Origin of the sequence: Halioglobus sp. Uisw_031 (assembly GCF_047729875.1) — a bacterium.
GTDB lineage: Bacteria > Pseudomonadota > Gammaproteobacteria > Pseudomonadales > Halieaceae > Marimicrobium.
On the sequence record NZ_CP159826.1, the window covers coordinates 3017817 to 3035727 of the forward strand.

13 protein-coding genes are annotated in these 17911 nt (G+C 54.4%); 2 read left to right on the forward strand and 11 right to left on the reverse strand.

The window, feature by feature from the left end:
- Positions 1 to 7 precede the first annotated feature (7 nt).
- The 7 genes from ABXT62_RS13625 to fabV form a co-directional block, all read right to left on the reverse strand.
- Positions 8 to 883, reverse strand: coding sequence for a CoA transferase subunit A (locus tag ABXT62_RS13625; RefSeq protein ID WP_415355828.1), 876 nt, complete (start codon positions 881 to 883; stop codon positions 8 to 10).
- A 15-nt stretch (positions 884 to 898) separates the two neighbouring features.
- Positions 899 to 1363 carry an Lrp/AsnC family transcriptional regulator gene (locus ABXT62_RS13630; protein ID WP_415355829.1) on the reverse strand — a complete coding sequence of 155 codons (465 nt, stop codon included), beginning with the start codon at positions 1361 to 1363 and terminating at the stop codon, positions 899 to 901.
- Positions 1353 to 1847 carry an Lrp/AsnC family transcriptional regulator gene (locus tag ABXT62_RS13635; protein WP_415355830.1) on the reverse strand — a complete coding sequence of 165 codons (495 nt, stop codon included), beginning with the start codon at positions 1845 to 1847 and terminating at the stop codon, positions 1353 to 1355. Before ABXT62_RS13635 ends, ABXT62_RS13630 begins: the two co-directional genes overlap by 11 nt.
- Positions 1844 to 3430, reverse strand: a complete 1587-nt coding sequence (locus tag ABXT62_RS13640) for a FadD3 family acyl-CoA ligase (protein ID WP_415355831.1) — start codon at positions 3428 to 3430, stop codon at positions 1844 to 1846. The genes ABXT62_RS13635 and ABXT62_RS13640 overlap by 4 nt, the downstream gene beginning before the upstream one ends.
- A gap of 137 nt (positions 3431 to 3567) precedes the next feature.
- Positions 3568 to 5205 (reverse strand): long-chain-fatty-acid--CoA ligase, encoded by a 1638-nt coding sequence (locus ABXT62_RS13645; protein ID WP_415355832.1) that lies wholly within the window; start codon positions 5203 to 5205, stop codon positions 3568 to 3570.
- A gap of 98 nt (positions 5206 to 5303) precedes the next feature.
- Positions 5304 to 6140, reverse strand: coding sequence for an MBL fold metallo-hydrolase (locus ABXT62_RS13650; protein WP_415355833.1), 837 nt, complete (start codon positions 6138 to 6140; stop codon positions 5304 to 5306).
- Between the two features lie 4 nt (positions 6141 to 6144).
- Positions 6145 to 7335 (reverse strand): enoyl-ACP reductase FabV, encoded by a 1191-nt coding sequence (gene fabV / locus ABXT62_RS13655; protein ID WP_415355834.1) that lies wholly within the window; start codon positions 7333 to 7335, stop codon positions 6145 to 6147.
- Between the two features lie 150 nt (positions 7336 to 7485).
- Between fabV and ABXT62_RS13660 the strand changes: the two genes are divergently transcribed.
- The gene (locus tag ABXT62_RS13660) at positions 7486 to 8100 is read left to right on the forward strand and encodes a tRNA-(ms[2]io[6]A)-hydroxylase (protein WP_415355835.1); all 615 of its coding nucleotides are present in this window, start codon (positions 7486 to 7488) and stop codon (positions 8098 to 8100) included.
- 16 nt (positions 8101 to 8116) lie between these two features.
- Entirely contained in the window at positions 8117 to 9418 is a 1302-nt protein-coding gene (locus tag ABXT62_RS13665; protein ID WP_415355836.1) for a glycosyltransferase, read from the forward strand.
- A gap of 94 nt (positions 9419 to 9512) precedes the next feature.
- Here the strand turns inward: ABXT62_RS13665 and ABXT62_RS13670 are convergent, their stop codons facing one another.
- From ABXT62_RS13670 to ABXT62_RS13685, 4 genes are all read right to left on the reverse strand, one after another.
- Entirely contained in the window at positions 9513 to 10868 is a 1356-nt protein-coding gene (locus tag ABXT62_RS13670) for a 2-oxo acid dehydrogenase subunit E2 (RefSeq protein WP_415355837.1), read from the reverse strand.
- An 18-nt stretch (positions 10869 to 10886) separates the two neighbouring features.
- On the reverse strand, positions 10887 to 13538 hold the full coding sequence (gene aceE, locus ABXT62_RS13675) for a pyruvate dehydrogenase (acetyl-transferring), homodimeric type (protein WP_415355838.1): 2652 nt from the start codon (positions 13536 to 13538) through the stop codon (positions 10887 to 10889).
- A 292-nt stretch (positions 13539 to 13830) separates the two neighbouring features.
- Positions 13831 to 16692 (reverse strand): insulinase family protein, encoded by a 2862-nt coding sequence (locus tag ABXT62_RS13680; RefSeq protein WP_415355839.1) that lies wholly within the window; start codon positions 16690 to 16692, stop codon positions 13831 to 13833.
- A 17-nt stretch (positions 16693 to 16709) separates the two neighbouring features.
- Positions 16710 to 17789: an AI-2E family transporter gene (locus ABXT62_RS13685; RefSeq protein ID WP_415355840.1), complete on the reverse strand. Its 1080-nt coding sequence runs from the start codon at positions 17787 to 17789 to the stop codon at positions 16710 to 16712.
- Positions 17790 to 17911 lie beyond the last annotated feature (122 nt).

Below are 17911 nucleotides of genomic sequence, written 5' to 3' on the forward strand. Positions count from 1 at the left end.
GGTTCAATTAGTACGTAGGTAATTCAATGGCGCAGATGGCGTCGAGACCACCCACATTGTTTTGGTATTCCTGTTCAGAAGCGCCGAGGTATTGTTGAATATAGTCTTTAAATCCTCCCTCACCCTTGGCAGAAGCTGCGTAAGCTTTAAAATGCGCGACATCGAATCCGTACAGCGGGCTGCAGGATGTAGGGTGAGCGCCACCGGCTATCGGTACCACACCGGTGGTCATGGACCGCTCCCAATGCACCATCCGCGCTTGCGCAGGATCATGAAAGTACTCGGACTCAACCAGTTCGTCGCAGGACACAAAGGTCTTTGTCGCGGCGCGGGCAAACCAGTCGTCCATGTAATGGTCGGGGCCGGCAATCTGACACACGCCACGCACATCCGCCTTGTCTGCATGAATCAGAGAAGCATCCAGTTTCAATGCTGGCATAGCGACCCATTCCTTATCATCATAAGGACTGTCGATCACTTTGATGTCAGGGTTTTGGGTAATAACGTCTGTACCTAGACCAACTTCAGTAGGGATAAAAGGGATACCCCAACTCGCTGCGCGCAGACCCAACAGCATCATGCCCTCGTCAATCTCCATCACCTCGATAGAGCCGGACTGGCGGGCCTGACGAAAGTATGGCTCCAGAGGGATAAAATCCAGCGAGACAAATGCGAACACAACCTTTTTCACCTTACCGGCCGCGCACAACATGCCCACATCGGCGCCGCCGTAGGAAACGATTGTCAGATCCTTGAGAGCGGAGCGCAGAATTTCGCGCACCAGCGCCATTGGCTTGCGCCGCGGACCCCAACCACCAATACCGACGGTCATGCCATCTTCGAGTTGCGCAACGACTTCTGTCGCCGTCATTTGCTTGTTCATCACGGTCTTCCTTCTCTAGCTAACGATCCGCGCCATGCGGTAGTCGTGTTTGATGAAATTAACACCGAGGGTACTGTGCGCACCGCGCACGCCTTCGACAACACTAATACGTTGATGCACAAACTCCGCCAGGTGTTCTGCGTTGCGCACCATGGTGATGGCAAGGATATCGGAGCGCCCCAGCATCACGCCGACAAACCCCAGCTCCGTGATACCCGCCAACTGCTCGGCAACAGCCTTCGTCTGTCCGCTGCGCTCGACCTCAATCCAAATGTAGGCCAGCGCGGCGTCCTTAAAACGATCAATATTGGTGACCGCTGTGATACGAATCAGCTTCTCTTCTTCCATGCGCTTCACCCTTGCGCGCACAGTACCCTCAGTCACACCGAGTTGCTCGGCGATTTCGCGATTACTCACCCTCGCATCGCGCGACAATCGCTCGACGATAGCGAGGTCTGCTTCGTCAAGTTTATGCCGCATGGAAAGGCACCCAGTCGGGTTGATTCTTCAGCACATCCAGCGCCAGCGCAGGCGTAAGGCGTCGCACGCCTGGAATAGCGCCCAACTTGTCGGTGATCAATTCGTTCAAGGCAGCCTGATCCCTGGACACCACAAGAATTTCAATATCCTGCGCACCCACAACCACGTTGACAGAAAACACTTCTGGGATAGCGGCCATCTCTCGCGCCACGACTTCCGGCGAACGCCCTTCAACCTGCACACCGATGGCCAGCAACATGCCATAACCCGCCGCTTCAATGTCAGTCACCGCCACCACTCGCATGGTGTTGGATTCTTCCATGCGACGTACTCGCGCTCGCACCGTATTTTCCGCTATATCCAGTTCGCGCGCGATAGCACGATAGGCCATGCGCCCATCCTGGCGCAGCAGTTGAATAATCGCCTGATCCGTGTCGTCCAGGTCGATATGGCGAGAGGGCGTGTTGGCGGATAAATCGTTCACCGTTCTACCTCGGCGCTCTTTGCCAATGTCGCTTTATCCACTTTGCCGCCCGCGTTCATCGGGAGCTCGGACAGGAAGACGACTGAACGAGGCATCTTATAGTTAGCCATATGCGCACGCGACCACTCGATAACCGCAGCCTCATCCAACGGGTCGCCTGCGTCCTTCACTAGAAAAGCTTTGGCGACCTCGCCCATGCGCTCATCGGACACACCGATGACCGCCGCCCTAGCGATGCCAGGCATATCACACAGAATATTCTCGATTTCAGCGGGATAGCAGTTAAAACCCCCGACAATAAACATTTCCTTAATACGCCCGGTAATGCGGACGTAACCGTCCTCATCCATAACGCCGACATCACCCGTTTTCAGCCAACCATCACGAGTGAGCGCTTCTGCCGTTGCATCACCATTATTAAAATAATGACGCATCACGTTGAAACCACGCACCCAGATTTCTCCATCAATACCGGCAGCAACAGACTGCCCCTCTTTGTCGACGCATTGGATTTCCGTGCCATCCATCGCGCGCCCAGAGCTATGAGAAATACGCTCGGCACTATCATCGGCCCGGCAAATGGACACCACCCCGCAGGTCTCAGTCAGTCCGTAAGCTGTCACCACAACTTCAAAACCCAGCTCCTCGCGCATCTGTCGCACCAATTCGACCGGCACTGGCGCCGCACCCGTCACGGCGAGACGTAAACTGGACAAGTCATACTCTTTACGCCGCGGATGCGCGAGCAGCGACTGGTAGATAGTCGGCGGGCCAGGAATCATGGAAATTTTCTCGCGTTCGATCTGTGCCAACACTGCATCAAGATCAAAACTGAGCACCGGTATCATACGGGCACCGCGGATAATGGCCGACAACCAGCCAGCCTTGTAGCCAAAGGAGTGAAAGAACGGATTGATAATCAGGTAATTGTCATCGCTGCATAGACCAACAGTCGCACTCCAATTCTCGAAGGTACGAATATTCTGGCCGTGCCCAGTCACCACACCCTTAGGGTTACCGGTGGTACCAGAGGTGAACAGAATGTCTAGGGTATCATCGGGAGTCAGGGCGGACGCTCTGAGTGCGACCTCTTTCGCCGGCACAGACTCCCCTGCAGCGAGAAAATCTTCCCACGACTCACACGCCTCCGCCTCACCACTGAACAGCACCGTGCGTTCGAGTCCAGGGAGTGGCTGGTCAGCCAGCATGTCGGGGTAGCGCATCCCAAGAAAATCACCCACAGTAAACAGCATCTTCGCCCCACTGGAACGAATGATGTAGGCTCCCTCAGAACCCTTATAGCGCGTATTCAAGGGGACCAGCACACCACCGATGCTCTGCGCGCCGATGGCCGCGATAATCCACTGATAGATATTAGGGGCCCAAATCGCAATGCGCTCTCCTTTCTCAAGCCCTGCGGCGATGAAGGCCCGCGCCGCACTGATCCGAGCTGCATCCAGTTGCTCGTAGGTCAGATGCACCTCGCCATCGATGATGGCAATGCGTGACCCATACGCAGCCGCGGCGTCTACGACGACCTGCGGCAGGGTGCGCGCTGTGTACTGCTGATCCGGATTAGGCAAAGGATTACTCGCAATTCATTCTGACGGCAATATGTATATTAATCAGTATTCAGGGAGTTTTAAAGGATTATTCGTAGAATTTTCACAGTTATATTACGAATATATAGCAGCAGTAGCCTGTAATCTGTTCGCTGTCTTCAAGCTTCAGTGCCCGGAAACACGTAATCTTTGAACATCTGCCGCAACTTGACCTTCTGTACTTTACCGGTAGCCGTATGTGGCAGTTCGTCAATAAACTCTACTGCATCCGGCGTCCACCACTTGGCGATCTTACCGTCAAACCACGCCAGCATTTCCTCAGCGGTGAGGTCCTGCGACTCAGATCCACGCACCACAAGCAACAAGGGGCGCTCGCTCCACTTGGGATGAAAATGTCCGATGACTGCGGCTTCTGCCACTTTGGGGTGATCCGTTGCCGCGTTCTCCACTTCGATGGAAGAAATCCACTCACCGCCCGACTTGATGACGTCCTTGATGCGATCAGTGATGGCCATGTAACCCTGGGAATCAATGGTGGCCACATCGCCGGTCTCGAACCAGCCTTCGTGCGCATGAGCATCAGATCCTTCCAATTTAAAATAACTGGAGCACACCCAGGGGCCCCTGACCAGAAGCGAGCCGAAAGCCACACCGTCCCAAGGCAAGTCGTGGCCCTCATCATCCACAATTTTCATCTCTACGCCGAAAATTTGCCGGCCCGCCTTGAGGCGCACTTTGGCGAACGCCTGCTCACCAAAACCTTCTCTGGAACCCATGCTAGCGTTGACCGTACCCAACGGGCTCATCTCTGTCATACCCCAACCGACCCGCACCTCTACACCGTAGTGATCAAAATCCTCCATGATGGATAACGGGCAGGCCGCACCGCCCACAATAATTTGCCGCAGCGAAGCAACGTCGTCACCGGAGGCCTTGAGATGCGCGAGCATGCCTAACCATACGGTAGGGACACCCGCCGACAGCGTGACACCCTCTTCGTTAATCAGGGTGGCCATAAATTGACCATCACCCATCCTGTTGCCGGGCAACACCAGCTTGGCGCCGGCCATGGGACACGAATAGGGATTACCCCACGCGTTGACGTGAAACATGGGCACGATTGGCATCACGACATCACGCTGAGAAATACCCAATGCGTCCGGCATCATGGCGGCGTAAGCGTGCAATATCGTTGACCGGTGGGAATACAATACGCCCTTCGGGTTACCGGTTGTGCCCGAGGTGTAGCACAGGGCACAGGCAGCGTTCTCGTCCAGCGGCGCCCATTGAAAGGCTTCATTGCCGGCCACAACCAGTGTTTCATAACAAATAACATTAGGCAGACGGGTTTCGGGCATATCCTCTTCGCTCGTCATTATCACCCACCCCTGCACTGTGGGACACTGATCAACCAGACTTTCCGCCAGCGACACAAAGTCCGGATCGATGCAAACATAGCGATCTTCTGCGTGATTGATAATGTAGGCAAGCTGCTCGGGGAAAAGGCGCGGGTTAATCGTATGGCAGACATAGCCACTACAAGCAGCGGCATAGTAAATCTCGAAATGCCGATAATCATTCCAAGCCAGTGTGGCAATGCGGTCGCCCTGTTCCAGCCCCCAAAGGGCCATGCTATCTGACAGCTTGCGTGTGCGCGCAAAGGCCTCTCGATACGTATAACGATGTCGTGGCTTGTCGCCCATTACCGAGACGATCTCAACGTCGCCGTTAATACGCTCCGCATGCTCCACGATGGAGGCGATAGACAACTGCATGTTCATCATCAATCCGTTCATCACTCACTTCCTCTTATTGATTTTTCGTCATGGGCCTATTCGATGGCAGGCTAACGATCACACTGGCGACCCACTGGGGGGACCGCGCAGCGCGATTGTCAAACGTCCAGTATTTCCCATGAATCATCGGGCGCATGTTGCCGCGCTCGATTTTCCTCGCGCAATTTAATCAGGTGAGCACTGAGTGAGAGCTGTGCCATCTTGTGTAGACTGGTGTCGACATCGTCGTAGACGACCTTTACCAGCTCGTCTAGCGGCACACGCCCAGTCTTGCGCAAACCGTCGATAACTTTTTGTTCGCGCATCAAGCGGTGATTCACCAACCAATCCACCGTCGCTTTCGGCTCAGGCATCACATCACCGTGGCCGGGAGCGATGAATTGCAGCGGATAATCCAGCAACCGTTGCAGCGATTCGATATAGGCCTTCATGTTACCGCTCGGTGGAATAATCACCACCGTCGATCCATTCATAATGTGATCGCCGGCAAACATCATCCCCTCCTCTTCCAAGAAGAAACAATAATGATTTCCCACATGGCCTGGTGTGTGGACTGCGCGCAACGTAAATTCTTTTGTCGACAGCACATAATCGTGCTGTAGCTCCAAGGTTGGGGTGAACGTCGTGTCCTGAAACATATCATCCGGTGGAGACGCGCCAATCACTTGTGCGCCTGTAGCCTCCGCTACTGCCTTCCAGGCAGGAGAATGATCGGGATGGGTATGGGTACAAACGATCCAGCGAATACGGTCACCGGCGGTGTCCAATATGGCATCGATATGCTCGGGCAGAGCAGGGCCCGGATCCAGCACCGCCACCTCATCATCACCCAACAGATACGTGTTGGTGCCTGGCCCTGTCATCACGCCCGCATTGGGTGCGACGAGTCGCCTAACCCTGCCGTTAAGCCGAAAAGGAACTCCGTGTTCAAACATAGACTCAGACCATATTATTGATAGGGACTTCGGGATTCACATCGGCGGCGTAATCCACACCGTCTACTTCAAAGCCGAACAACTGCAGGAACTCTCGCTTGTAACCCTCAAAATCCGACAACTGACGCAGGGTTTCAGTATTGACCCCCTGCCACAGCTTGGCCACCGCATCTTGTATCGCCGGATCCAGCTCTTGGCCGTCGGCGCGCAACCGTCCCTCCTCATCCAGATAGGGTTGGGTACTATAGAGTGAATCGCGAAACAGGCCGTCAATTTGCTCGATACAACCCTCATGGGTACCTTGCTCTTTCATCACCTTGAACAGCAGCGCCAAGTAAATAGGCATCGCGGGAATCGCTGCACTGGCTTGCGTGACCACCGCCTTAAGGACTGACACACGAGCGTCCCCACCCTTTGCAGCCATACGCTCACGGATCGCAACGACACGTTTGTCCAGATCTTTCTTGGCTGCACCGATAGTGCCATGCCAGTAGATGTCCCAGGTCAGTTTCTCTCCAATATACGTATAGGCGGTGGTCTTCGCACCATCGGCCAGCACACCCGCGTCGTCCAGCGCATCAATCCACATCTGCCAATCTTCGCCGCCCATGACTGCCACCGTATTGTCTATTTCGTCCTGAGTGGCCTGCTCCAAATGAAAATCCTGCACCTCCTCTTTGTCGGTATTGACGCCCTTTTGCACCGCATCACCGCCGATAGGCTTCAGCGTGGAGTTGTGCACCACGCCGGTAACCGGGTGCTGTCGGCGTGGTGATGCCAGACTGTAGACCACCAAATCAATCTGCCCCATATCGGCTTTGATCGTGTCGATAGCCTTCTGCTTGACTGCATTGCTGAAGGCATCGCCATTGATACTCTTAGCATACAGGCCAGCGGCCTGCGCATGGTGGTGGAAGGCCGCTGAGTTGTACCATCCGGCGGTCCCAGGTTTGGTCTGTGTACCCTCTTTCTCAAAAAAAATTCCGAGTGTATCAGCACCACAACCGAACGCCGCTGTGATACGGGATGAAAGGCCATATCCGGTGGATGCACCAATCACCAGTACGCGTTTTGGACCCTCTACTATCGGCCCCTGAGACTTCACATAGTCTATCTGCCGCTTGATATTGGTGTCGCAACCCGCGGGGTGACTGGTGACACATAGAAATCCGCGTACGCGTGGTTTGATGATCATTAGCAAATCTATCCTCTTGTGTGTAGCAATGCCGGAAACAGCCTAAGCCTGCCCGACCCGAAAGCGACGGCAAAGTTTAGCATACCGATCGCGCACTATCGCAAGTCGTGTCGGCATATCATCTTGTGTTCGCTGCCCACTTACAGTTCAATGACAGCCCTTTACAAACACACTATCATCGACCGTATGCTGGAATCACCCCTTCGCTTCGCCACACTGCCTGCCTGGACCACCGCGGTCATGGGAGACTTCGACCGCTTTCTGCTCGACCATGCGACTGCCGAAAAAAAGGCATCGGGCATGGCAATCTCCATGCTGTCCCACTACCCAGACCGCACCGACCTAGTGACGGCTATGGCGGACCTGGCGATAGAAGAACTGACCCACTACCGCGAAGTCCTCAAATGGATACATCAGCGCGGACTCATCACCACGCCAGACCAGAAGGATCCCTATGTCGGTGCATTTCGCCAATCGCTGCGTCAGGGCAGTGAGGTCTATTTTCTGGACCGCCTGCTGACCGCGAGCATCATAGAAGCCCGAGGAGCCGAACGGTTTGCACTGGTAGCCAACGCGCTTGAGCCCGGCCCGTTAAAGAAATTCTATCAATCCATCGCCCGTTCTGAGGCGCGCCACTTTGAGCTGTTTCTGGAATTGGCACACAAGTACCTTGATCACGACATGATTGAGCAGCGCTGGGATGAACTGCTGGATATCGAAGCCGATATCGTCGCAACGTTACCTATACGGGCAGCGCTGCACTGATGGAGTTCACTCAGTAATGCATGACAGTGTCGCCCTGCAGCGCTATCTGCAAAGGCACACGGAAACGGATCTGCCCCGCCACAGTTTTGCGCATCCCCATTGGCATGATGTGGTGATCATTCCCACCTACAGGGAATCACCGGCCTTGCTGGAGACATTGACACGCATGCCAGAAGGCACCGGTCGCACACTGGTCATTCTTGTGCTGAACCGCCCCGACAGTGACAGTGACACACAGGCCAACGCCGAGCTACGAAGGGCCCTGCAGGGACAACCCTTGCCGCAGGCGCAGCGAGGCTCTGTCCCCATTCAATGTTTGAACGAGCACACGGATCTTTACCTGCACGATATTGAATTACTGTGCGGGCCGACACCCGCTGCTCTGGGCGTCGGATTGGCGCGCAAGACAGGTTGTGATTTGGCGCTGCAGTGGATGGTCGCTGGCGGGATTAGCGGGCAATGGCTTTGCTGCACCGACGCGGACGCCAGCGTGCCACAGGATTACTTCAAACAACTCGATAGCGCCGCATCGGATGCAGTAGCTGGTATTTTCCGTTTCCAACACATGCCAGGCGAAGAACAGCACTGTGATACCGCCACTGCGCTGTATGAACTGCGCCTGCATCACTATGTGCTGGGACTGGAATATGCTGGCTCTCCCTATGCACATCACACGCTGGGAAGTTGCATAGCCATCCGGGCCGACGCTTATGTGCAAGTGCGCGGCTTTCCAAAACGCGCTGGTGCCGAAGATTTTTATATTCTAAACAAACTGGCCAAAATTGGACCGATTAGCAGGCTGTCAGGACAGTGTATCCAACTGCAATCGCGACACTCATCACGGGTTCCCTTTGGAACAGGCCCAGCGGTGGCCGCCATTGTTGCGGCCGGGCGGCCAGAGGATGTTCGGATTTTTGATCACCCCCGCTGTTTTGAGGCACTTCGGGCATTACTCGCAAGCCTGCCTGAACTGAGTCAATCCCCCGATGCGGCGCTTTCCCAACTGTTCGTTAGACAAGGGCTTGGCGCGACGGTGGCCGAGCAAGCAGATGCAGCGCTGCAGGGAATGGGAATACGATCGGGGCTCGCCCACTGCCAACGACAGAGCAAGTCGAGTGCACAATTCCAGCGTCAGTTTCAGCAGTGGTTTGATGCCTTTCGCACACTGAAATTTATTCATTTGATGCGCGACGCTGGCTGGGAGCAACAATCCCTGACTCAGCTCGACGCATTACAACCAAACCTTTGGCCTGTCATGCAGCCACCGTATAGCCTGGAGCGACTGCGAGACGGCCTCTTGCGGCTGAACCACCATTGACAACAGCAGCTCTGCATCGAAACCGCGTTGGTAGGCCTTTCAATAGATCTCTTCACTGTGTCTGGTAAAAAGCCCTATTGGGCTGCCGTAGACTTTATAAACTGAGCTGACGAATATCACTGAGCAGAGACACTATGCGGGTTAAAAAGCGCCCGCCATCACCGCCGTTCACCACCCGATGGTCGTAAGACAGCGCAACCGGCAGCATCGTGCGCGGTGCGAACTCCGCACCGTTCCACAGCGGCTTGATGGCGGCCTTCGACACCCCAAGGATAGCCACCTCTGGCGTGTTGACGATAGGGGTAAAACCGTTGCCGCCAATATTGCCCAGGCTGGAAACGGTAAAACACCCGCCCTGCATCTCTGCTGGCAGGAGCTTACGGTCACGAGCACGGCTCGCCAACTCTGCAACTTCGTGCGCCAGCTCCCAAATAGTTTTCCTATCAACGTCGCGAATCACCGGCACCATCAGCCCGGCCGGGGTATCAACCGCCACGCCGATATGAATATATTTCTTGTGAACCAGGTCTTCACCACCGCGCGCCAGTGAACTGTTGATCTTGGGGTTGTCTCGCAGTGCAAGCGCACAGGCCTTGAGCAAAAACGGTAAGGGCGTAATGCGCGTGGAGCGCTGTTCGGCCTCAGCCTTGAGTCCCGCGCGAAATTCTTCAAGATCGGTAATGTCTGCCTCGTCGAACTGGGTCACATGGGGCACATTCACCCAGCTACGGTGCATATTGATAGCCGTCAGCTTATCGAGCTTGGTGCGCGGGGTGACTTCGACCTCACCAAATTTAGCAAAATCAGTTTCAGGCACCGAAGGAATACCCGTGCCACCCGTGACCGCACCTACAGGTTCACGTATGACCTTGCGCACAAACTGTTGCAGATCTTCTTTAAGGACACGACCTTGTGGGCCAGTACCGTCCACTCGCACCAACTGAACACCAAGTTCTCGCGCCAGTTTTCGGACTGCCGGGCCCGCATAGATTTCACCCGCGACCTCCAGTGCTAATGGCGCGGCCTCCACCGGCAGCACTGGCGCTTCATTCACTGCTGACACTGCTTCCGCAACCGGTGTCTCTTTCGCTACAGGTGCCTCTTTCACAGCACTTGCCTTTTGCTCTGCCCCAACGTCACCCACACTGGGCGCATCACTTGCGGCGGTCGCCTCATCCTCTCCAGGCGTCGGAGCCGCATCTGCGACTTGCTCAGCGACGTCTATCATCGCCACCGCTGCACCCTCTGCCAACTGATCACCTTCCGCCACCAGTAGCTCAACGACAGTGCCAGCAGCAGTAGCAGGGATTTCCATGGAGGCCTTGTCGGACTCCAATACAATGAGGCCCTGATCCAGCACAACCTGATCACCAACCGCCACCAGTAGCTCAATCACTTCAGCGCCCTCGGCACCACCGATATCAGGCACGATTACTTGTTGTATAGGCACGCCGTATTTCCTCCTGCCTCAGACTGTTAACGGGTTGGGCTTGTCCGGATCAATACCCAGCGCACTTATCGCCTGGGTAACCCGGGCATTCTCGATCTGCCCCTCATCCGCCAGCGCCTTGAGTGCCGCAAGTACAATATATTCGCGACTTATCTCGAAGAACTCGCGCAACTTGCTGCGCGTATCAGAACGACCGAAGCCATCCGTACCCAACACGGTATAGGCTCCCGGCACAAACTCCCGGATTTGGTCAGCGTATGCCTTAATGTAGTCTGTCGCAGCCACTGTGGGGCCACTGGCATCACGCAGCAGTCGGGTGACATAGGGCACTCTGGGTTCGACTTCAGGATGCAACAAATTCCAACGCTGCACCGCTTTACCTTCACGTTGCAATTCATTCACACTGGTCATACTCCAGATATCTGCCGCTACCTGATAGTCACTCTCTAGAATCGCCGCAGCAGCCTCAACCTCGCGTAAAATCGCGCCACAGCCTAGCAACTGAACGCGCAAATCTCCCGGCGCAGTGGACACCTTGAACTGATACATACCCTGAATAATGCCGTCTTCAACACCTTGCGGCATCTCCGGCTGAATATAGTTTTCATTCATCGTGGTGATGTAATAAAACCGGTTCTCACCCTGGTTATACATGCGGTGTAACCCATCGTGGATAATCACTGCCAGCTCATAGGCGTAGGTCGGATCGTAGCTAACGCAGTTTGGTATCGTACTGGCCAATAAGTGACTGTGCCCATCCTGGTGTTGCAGGCCCTCGCCATTCAGTGTGGTGCGTCCAGCGGTCGCCCCGATGAGAAATCCACGCGCCTGACTGTCGCCAGCCGCCCAAGCCAGATCTCCAATACGCTGAAAACCAAACATGGAGTAAAAAATATAGAACGGCACCATAGGATACGCGCTTGTGCTGTAAGACGTGGCTGCAGCCAACCAGGCGGAAAATGCGCCCGCCTCGTTAATGCCCTCCTCCAGAATCTGCCCCTTGATGTCCTCTTTGTAATACATCATCTGTCCGGCATCTTGTGGCGTGTAGCGCTGGCCTACCGAAGAATAAATGCCGAGCTGTCGAAACATACCTTCCATGCCAAACGTACGCGCTTCGTCCGGCACGATTGGCACCACTCGCTGCCCAATATCGGCGTCCTTCACCAAACTGGAAAGCATACGCACAAAGGCCATCGTGGTAGAAACTTCTCGCGCACCACTGCTCTTAAGCTGATTACCGAAAGCCGTCAGTGGTGGTGTCTCGAGTAAATCCATGGCTGCGCGTCGCCTCGGCAATAAACCGCCCAGGGCCTGCCTTCGCTCAAGCATATAGCGCATCTCCGGACTGTCTGCCGGCGGCCGGTAGTACGGCACATTTTCTAACTCGGCATCACTAATAGGAATATCAAAGCGGTCTCGGAACGCCTTGAGACTTTTTATGTCGAGCTTTTTCAGGGCGTGCGTTTCATTGTTCGCCTGGCCGGCTTCACCTGTGCCGTAACCCTTCACCGTCATTGCCAGAATCACGGTGGGACGTTCATGTTCTCCAACAGCCGCAGCATATGCTGCGTAGACCTTATAGGGATCATGCCCACCTCGGTTGAGGTACATGATATCGTCATCCGACAAGTCGGCCACCAGCTCCAGAAGTTCAGGATACTTACCGAAGAAATGCTCTCTCGTATAGGCTCCGCCATTGAACTTGTAGTTTTGCAACTCGCCGTCACAGACTTCATCCATCCGTTTCTGTAGCAGGCCCGTTTTATCTTTCTCCAGCAGACGGTCCCACTTGCGGCCCCAGATCACCTTGATCACATTCCAGCCTGCGCCGCGGAAAATCCCTTCCAGCTCCTGAATAATTTTACCATTGCCGCGCACCGGACCATCCAGGCGTTGCAGGTTGCAGTTGATCACAAAATTGAGATTGCCCATCCCTTCGCGGCCAGCGAGCGATATAGCGCCAAGGGACTCAGGCTCATCACATTCACCGTCGCCCATAAAGCACCAGACTTCTCTGTCGCCATGGTCGAGCAGACCGCGATCCTGCTGATATTTCATCACTCGCGCCTGATAAATAGCCTGTATCGGACCGAGCCCCATGGACACGGTGGGAAACTGCCAGTAATCGGGCATCAGCCATGGATGCGGGTAGGATGACAACCCGTGACCACCCACCTCCCGTCGAAAGTTATCCAATTGTTCTTCCGTCAGTCGCTCTTCCAGATAAGAGCGCGCATACATGCCTGGCGCACTGTGTCCCTGGTAAAACACCAGGTCTCCCGGGTGACCGCCCTCAGTACCGCGAAAGAAATGATTAAAGCCCACGTCATATAACGTAGCGCTGGAGGAAAAACTCGAAATATGGCCGCCCAGTCCCTCATCGTTATCATTACCGCGCATCACCATAGCCAGCGCATTCCAGCGCACCAACGAGCGAATCCGGCGTTCCATGAAGACATCACCGGGCATCATTTTTTCTTCGGAAGGCGCGATCGTATTGGAAAAGGGTGTGGTGATAGCCGAAGGCAGGCGCAGACGAGCGTTGATTGCGTGCTTGGACAACTCTAGCAGCAAAAAGGAAGCGCGCTCAGCACCTGCGTGTTTTACCACATCGTCGAGTGCATCGAGCCACTCGCGCGTTTCCGAGGGGTTTAAGTCTTCCTTCATATCAGCTCAAGCTCCTGTCAAACAGCAGGACGAGTCACACTCAGCCCTTATTAGGTTCTAAAATAGAACTTGTCTGGCTGTAAAACACAACACAACCAAACTAAACCTCGCCTAATTGACTATAGCAGATTCGAGACGCGATAGTGAATCGCCAAGCGTGTTCCGATGATACCGAAGTGGTCCCCCACAGATCTGGTTCATTCTATATAGGAACTTAGTGATCGGCACGGTGTCCGCTATTATGCCTGAATGGCGAGCCCGCAACTGCTAAGGCGCTTATACCCACCAAGCCTTATTCTCGGACATACGTGGCATGCCCACGCTGAATGGCCTTGGCTGAGTTGTAACGCTCAAAATCGCCTTCTGGAAGAATACCCCGGCTACCCGGGGCGACCACTTGCAACGAGTGACGCTGCGCCAAAAAGACCCGCTCGTAGTAGACCCGCCAGCTATCCAGAGTGATGGCTTCCACCGCTGTTGCCAGCGTCTGACGCCCAGCGAAGTCCAGGTCCTGGCGCGCAATGGCTTGCCACAAGTACTCACCTCGTTCCGCTAGGTTTTTATCCGGCCGCAAAATATCACTGACCAGCGACACTTTATGCCGCTCAAATTGTGCCTCATCCAGTTGTGGCTCCACGTCCAGCATGAAATTGTTCATTGCCACTGCGACCGCATTGGCATCTGCAACCGGGGACTGCACCAACATTAGCAGGCCGGGCACCTGCAGCTTGCTATAACTGGAGGCCCCGACCACATAGCCCAACTGCTGCTCGGTGCGCAATTCCTGAAAAAACCCGGACGACATGATTTGAGCTGTCAGCGCCGTCGCGGCCCTGTCATACCCAGTATCCCCATCTCCTTGCAGGTACCACGCAACCACTGAATCATCGTGAGGAACGTCCACGACGTATTGGGCCGACTCGCCCGCAGCCAGCCTCAGCACCCTGCGCTTGGGCAACGTTGGCGCGGGGTCGCTACTGATAATATCCTGCAACATCGCCGATAATTGTGGTGCCTCGCCAGGCTCATAGTTGCCGTAGATTAGTGCCTCGGCGGAAGCACTGCGCCAGAACTGGCGGATATATCCGTCAAGTTGACTCAGGTCTGTTGTCTCAAGAGCCGAAATCACAGCCTTTTCGCCCCATTGACCATAAAGTAGACTTTCATTCAAATCATCAACAACCTGTGTACTAGGACGCTGTGCGATGGCATTTTTCAAGCTCCGGATCATGTCGCTGCGAATATCATCAAAACGACGCTGGCTAAAGTTAGGCTCGACGATGCTGGCTAACAAACGCTTGAGTAACAATGTCTGCTTGTCACTATAACCACCCACCCGCAAACCAATGCCTTGCGTATGCCCGTAGAAAGCAAAACTCATCCCCGCTAATTGGGCGGGATAGGCAAACTCGTTGACTTGGTCAGTGAGCAATGCTGCGTAGAGTGCTCCCCGCGCCGTCTGCTCAGCAGATTGCCCCACCTCGGGTGAACGAAAATTGATGTACGTTAATCCCCTGGGCACCCTGAACTGTTCGTCCGGCATAAACCAGATTTTTTGCCTGCCAGATTGCAGCACCAGCTGCGGCACCGTTGGCATATCCTTGGGCAGCTCCACCAACGACACATCCTCGGCAATGAATTCGTTAGGCACAGGAAGATGCAGCGCATCCGCGCCCCTGTCACCCTCAGGCCTGGTGACGCGCCCAACATCCAACGCCTGCTGCGAATAGGGCACCTGGTAATACTTGGAGACCTTATCGCCAACAGCAGCCTGGTCACTAAACGTCACCAGAGCATTATCGGGCCTAAACTGCTGCAGCAGTTCCGCCAGAATCGCCTCGTCATAACCGGTCATCATATACGGCCCACGCAAAATATCCTGCGGTGCGTAATGCTGCATACCGCTGGCCACGGCACTCACATAACGCATGGGGCTGGCCTGCTCCCGAAAACGAAAGCTAAGGTCTGCCAGCCTCGATTGCTCAACATAAAGCCAATCCTGAGGGCCTTCTTGACGCAACATATCTGCGTAGGCAAAAAGCAATTGCAACACCCGATCCGGGTCTCCTGCCCCCTTTTCCGTCAGCGAGATATTGACACTAAAGAGAGCCCCACCGCGCCACGCCAGACCCTGACCTGCAGATAAGCCCTCCGCCAGACCTGCTTGTTTAAGCGCGGACAACAAACTCCCCTCCCCCTCATGACCGATCAGATTGCCTAGGTACACCTCTGGCTTCACCTGATACTGGGCGCGGTAATCGCGAAGTGGAAAAGAAACACTCAATTGCCGCCGGGTAGCCAACGGCTGCAGCTGCACAAACAGGGGTAGGCTACCCGCTTCAAATAGGGGCTCAACAATCGTTTCACGCTCTAAAAAGCGATTCGGTATCTGGCTGAACAAGGGGCTCGTCAGCGCCTCTAGTTCGTCAAGGGACTGCGAACCTAGCACCACCAGACGCATCACATTGGCCGAGTAGTGTGTGTTGTAAAACTGAATCAAGTCGTCTCGAATTTCAGATTCGGGACGATCAGCAAGAGTGTCTAACGCTCCCACCGAAAATTGACTGTAGGGATGGTCCTGATTGAACACCTCCTGCAACACATCGAGCTCGCGACGACTATCGCTCTTTAACCCCATTTGATATTCAGCCTCAACCGCGTTTTTTTCGCGCTCGACATATTGCGCATCAAAGCGGGGCGCAATAAAGAACTGAGCAAAACGGTCAAGCGCCACCGGCAAATCAACGCTGTTCACATCAAAGAAGTAATTGGTGTTCTCAAAGCTGGTATAGGCATTGCGACTGCCCCCATGCTCGGTAATAAAGCGCCCATATTCGGCCGCGTCAGGGTATTTTTCGGTGCCCAAAAACAACATGTGCTCGAGGAAATGAGCCAGGCCTGCACGACCGCGCGGGTTATCCCCACTGCCCACCAGAATATCCAGAGCAGCGGCAGCTTTCGGGGCATCCGGGTCAGAAATCAGCAACACCTCCAGAGCGTTATCTAACGTTAGCAGCCGGTAGGTGTAATTGTCATTCGGACTCTTGGACGGCTGTGGCCCTAATGGCGAAGTGGTGACACAGGACGTCAGTAACAAGACACTCAACAGAAACGCCAGAGCCTTCAAGCCATGACGGAAATTCAACGCGGACATCAGAAACTCCATGAGATTTACGTGAGCGGGTCAGCCTCAGCAACAACCTGCTCTGAGGTAGGCCAAGCATTAATGATAGCCTTGACTAGGGTCGCCAGCGGTATCGCGAAAAAGACACCCCATAGACCCCAAATTCCGCCAAAAAATAGCACAGCCAAGATGATAGCGACCGGGTGCAGGTTCACCGCCTCCGAGAATAAAAATGGCACCAGCACGTTGCCATCCAATAGCTGAATAATCATGTAGACCGCAAACATGTAATAAAAGTCACCGGTAAATCCCCATTGGAAGAACCCCACCATGACTACCGGCACAGTGACGAGCGCAGCTCCGATGTAAGGAATAATGACCGAAAGCCCCACCAATAAACCCAACAATGCCGCGTAGGCCACTCCCAACCAGGTAAACGCAAAATAGGTGACAGAACCCACTATTAGTATTTCGAGCACCTTGCCGCGAGCATAATTGGAAAACTGCTCATTCATTTCTGTCCAAATACGCCGTAACAAAGGTCGTTCGGCGGGAAGAAACCCCCCCAACCAATCGAGAATTTTTTCTCGATCCTTGAGAAAAAAGAACACCAGCATCGGTATCAGTACCAAATAGACCAGCACCGTTAGAATACCGGGAATTGATGCCAGAGTGCGCGTGACGGCGACCTGACCTAATCCCGCGAATTCGGTTTGCGCGACACTAATGAGCTCCATGAATTGCTCTTTGCTAACAATATCGGGATAGCGTTCAGACAGAATACCCAAAAATTGTTGTGCCTGGTCCAGCATCCGGGGCATTTCACCCACCAGACTCAGCAATTGGCGCCACACCAGCGGTAACAAAGCAAAGCTAAAACCGAAAAAGATGCCAACAAAGGCTAGATACGATACGGCGACACCAAGCCACTGGGGCAAGCCGTAGCGCTGAAGCCGCCCCGAGACACCTTGGGCAAGATAGGCCAGTACAATAGCCGCGACCACAGGCTTGAGAATATCGCCTATGGTCATGAACAAAGCCACAGCTATCGCCAGCAACACCAACACAAGGACCGACTCTTCCTCAGATAGGTAACGCTTGTACCACTTTTTGAAAATATCCAGCATAAATCGTCCGTTGCGTTATCAGTGCTCTGACGTGCTAGAGCGCTCTGTCAGATATCTACTTATTATACTGTCGAAGTCATCATCATTGCTTGAGCAACAACGCCATTTTGACACCTTTATCC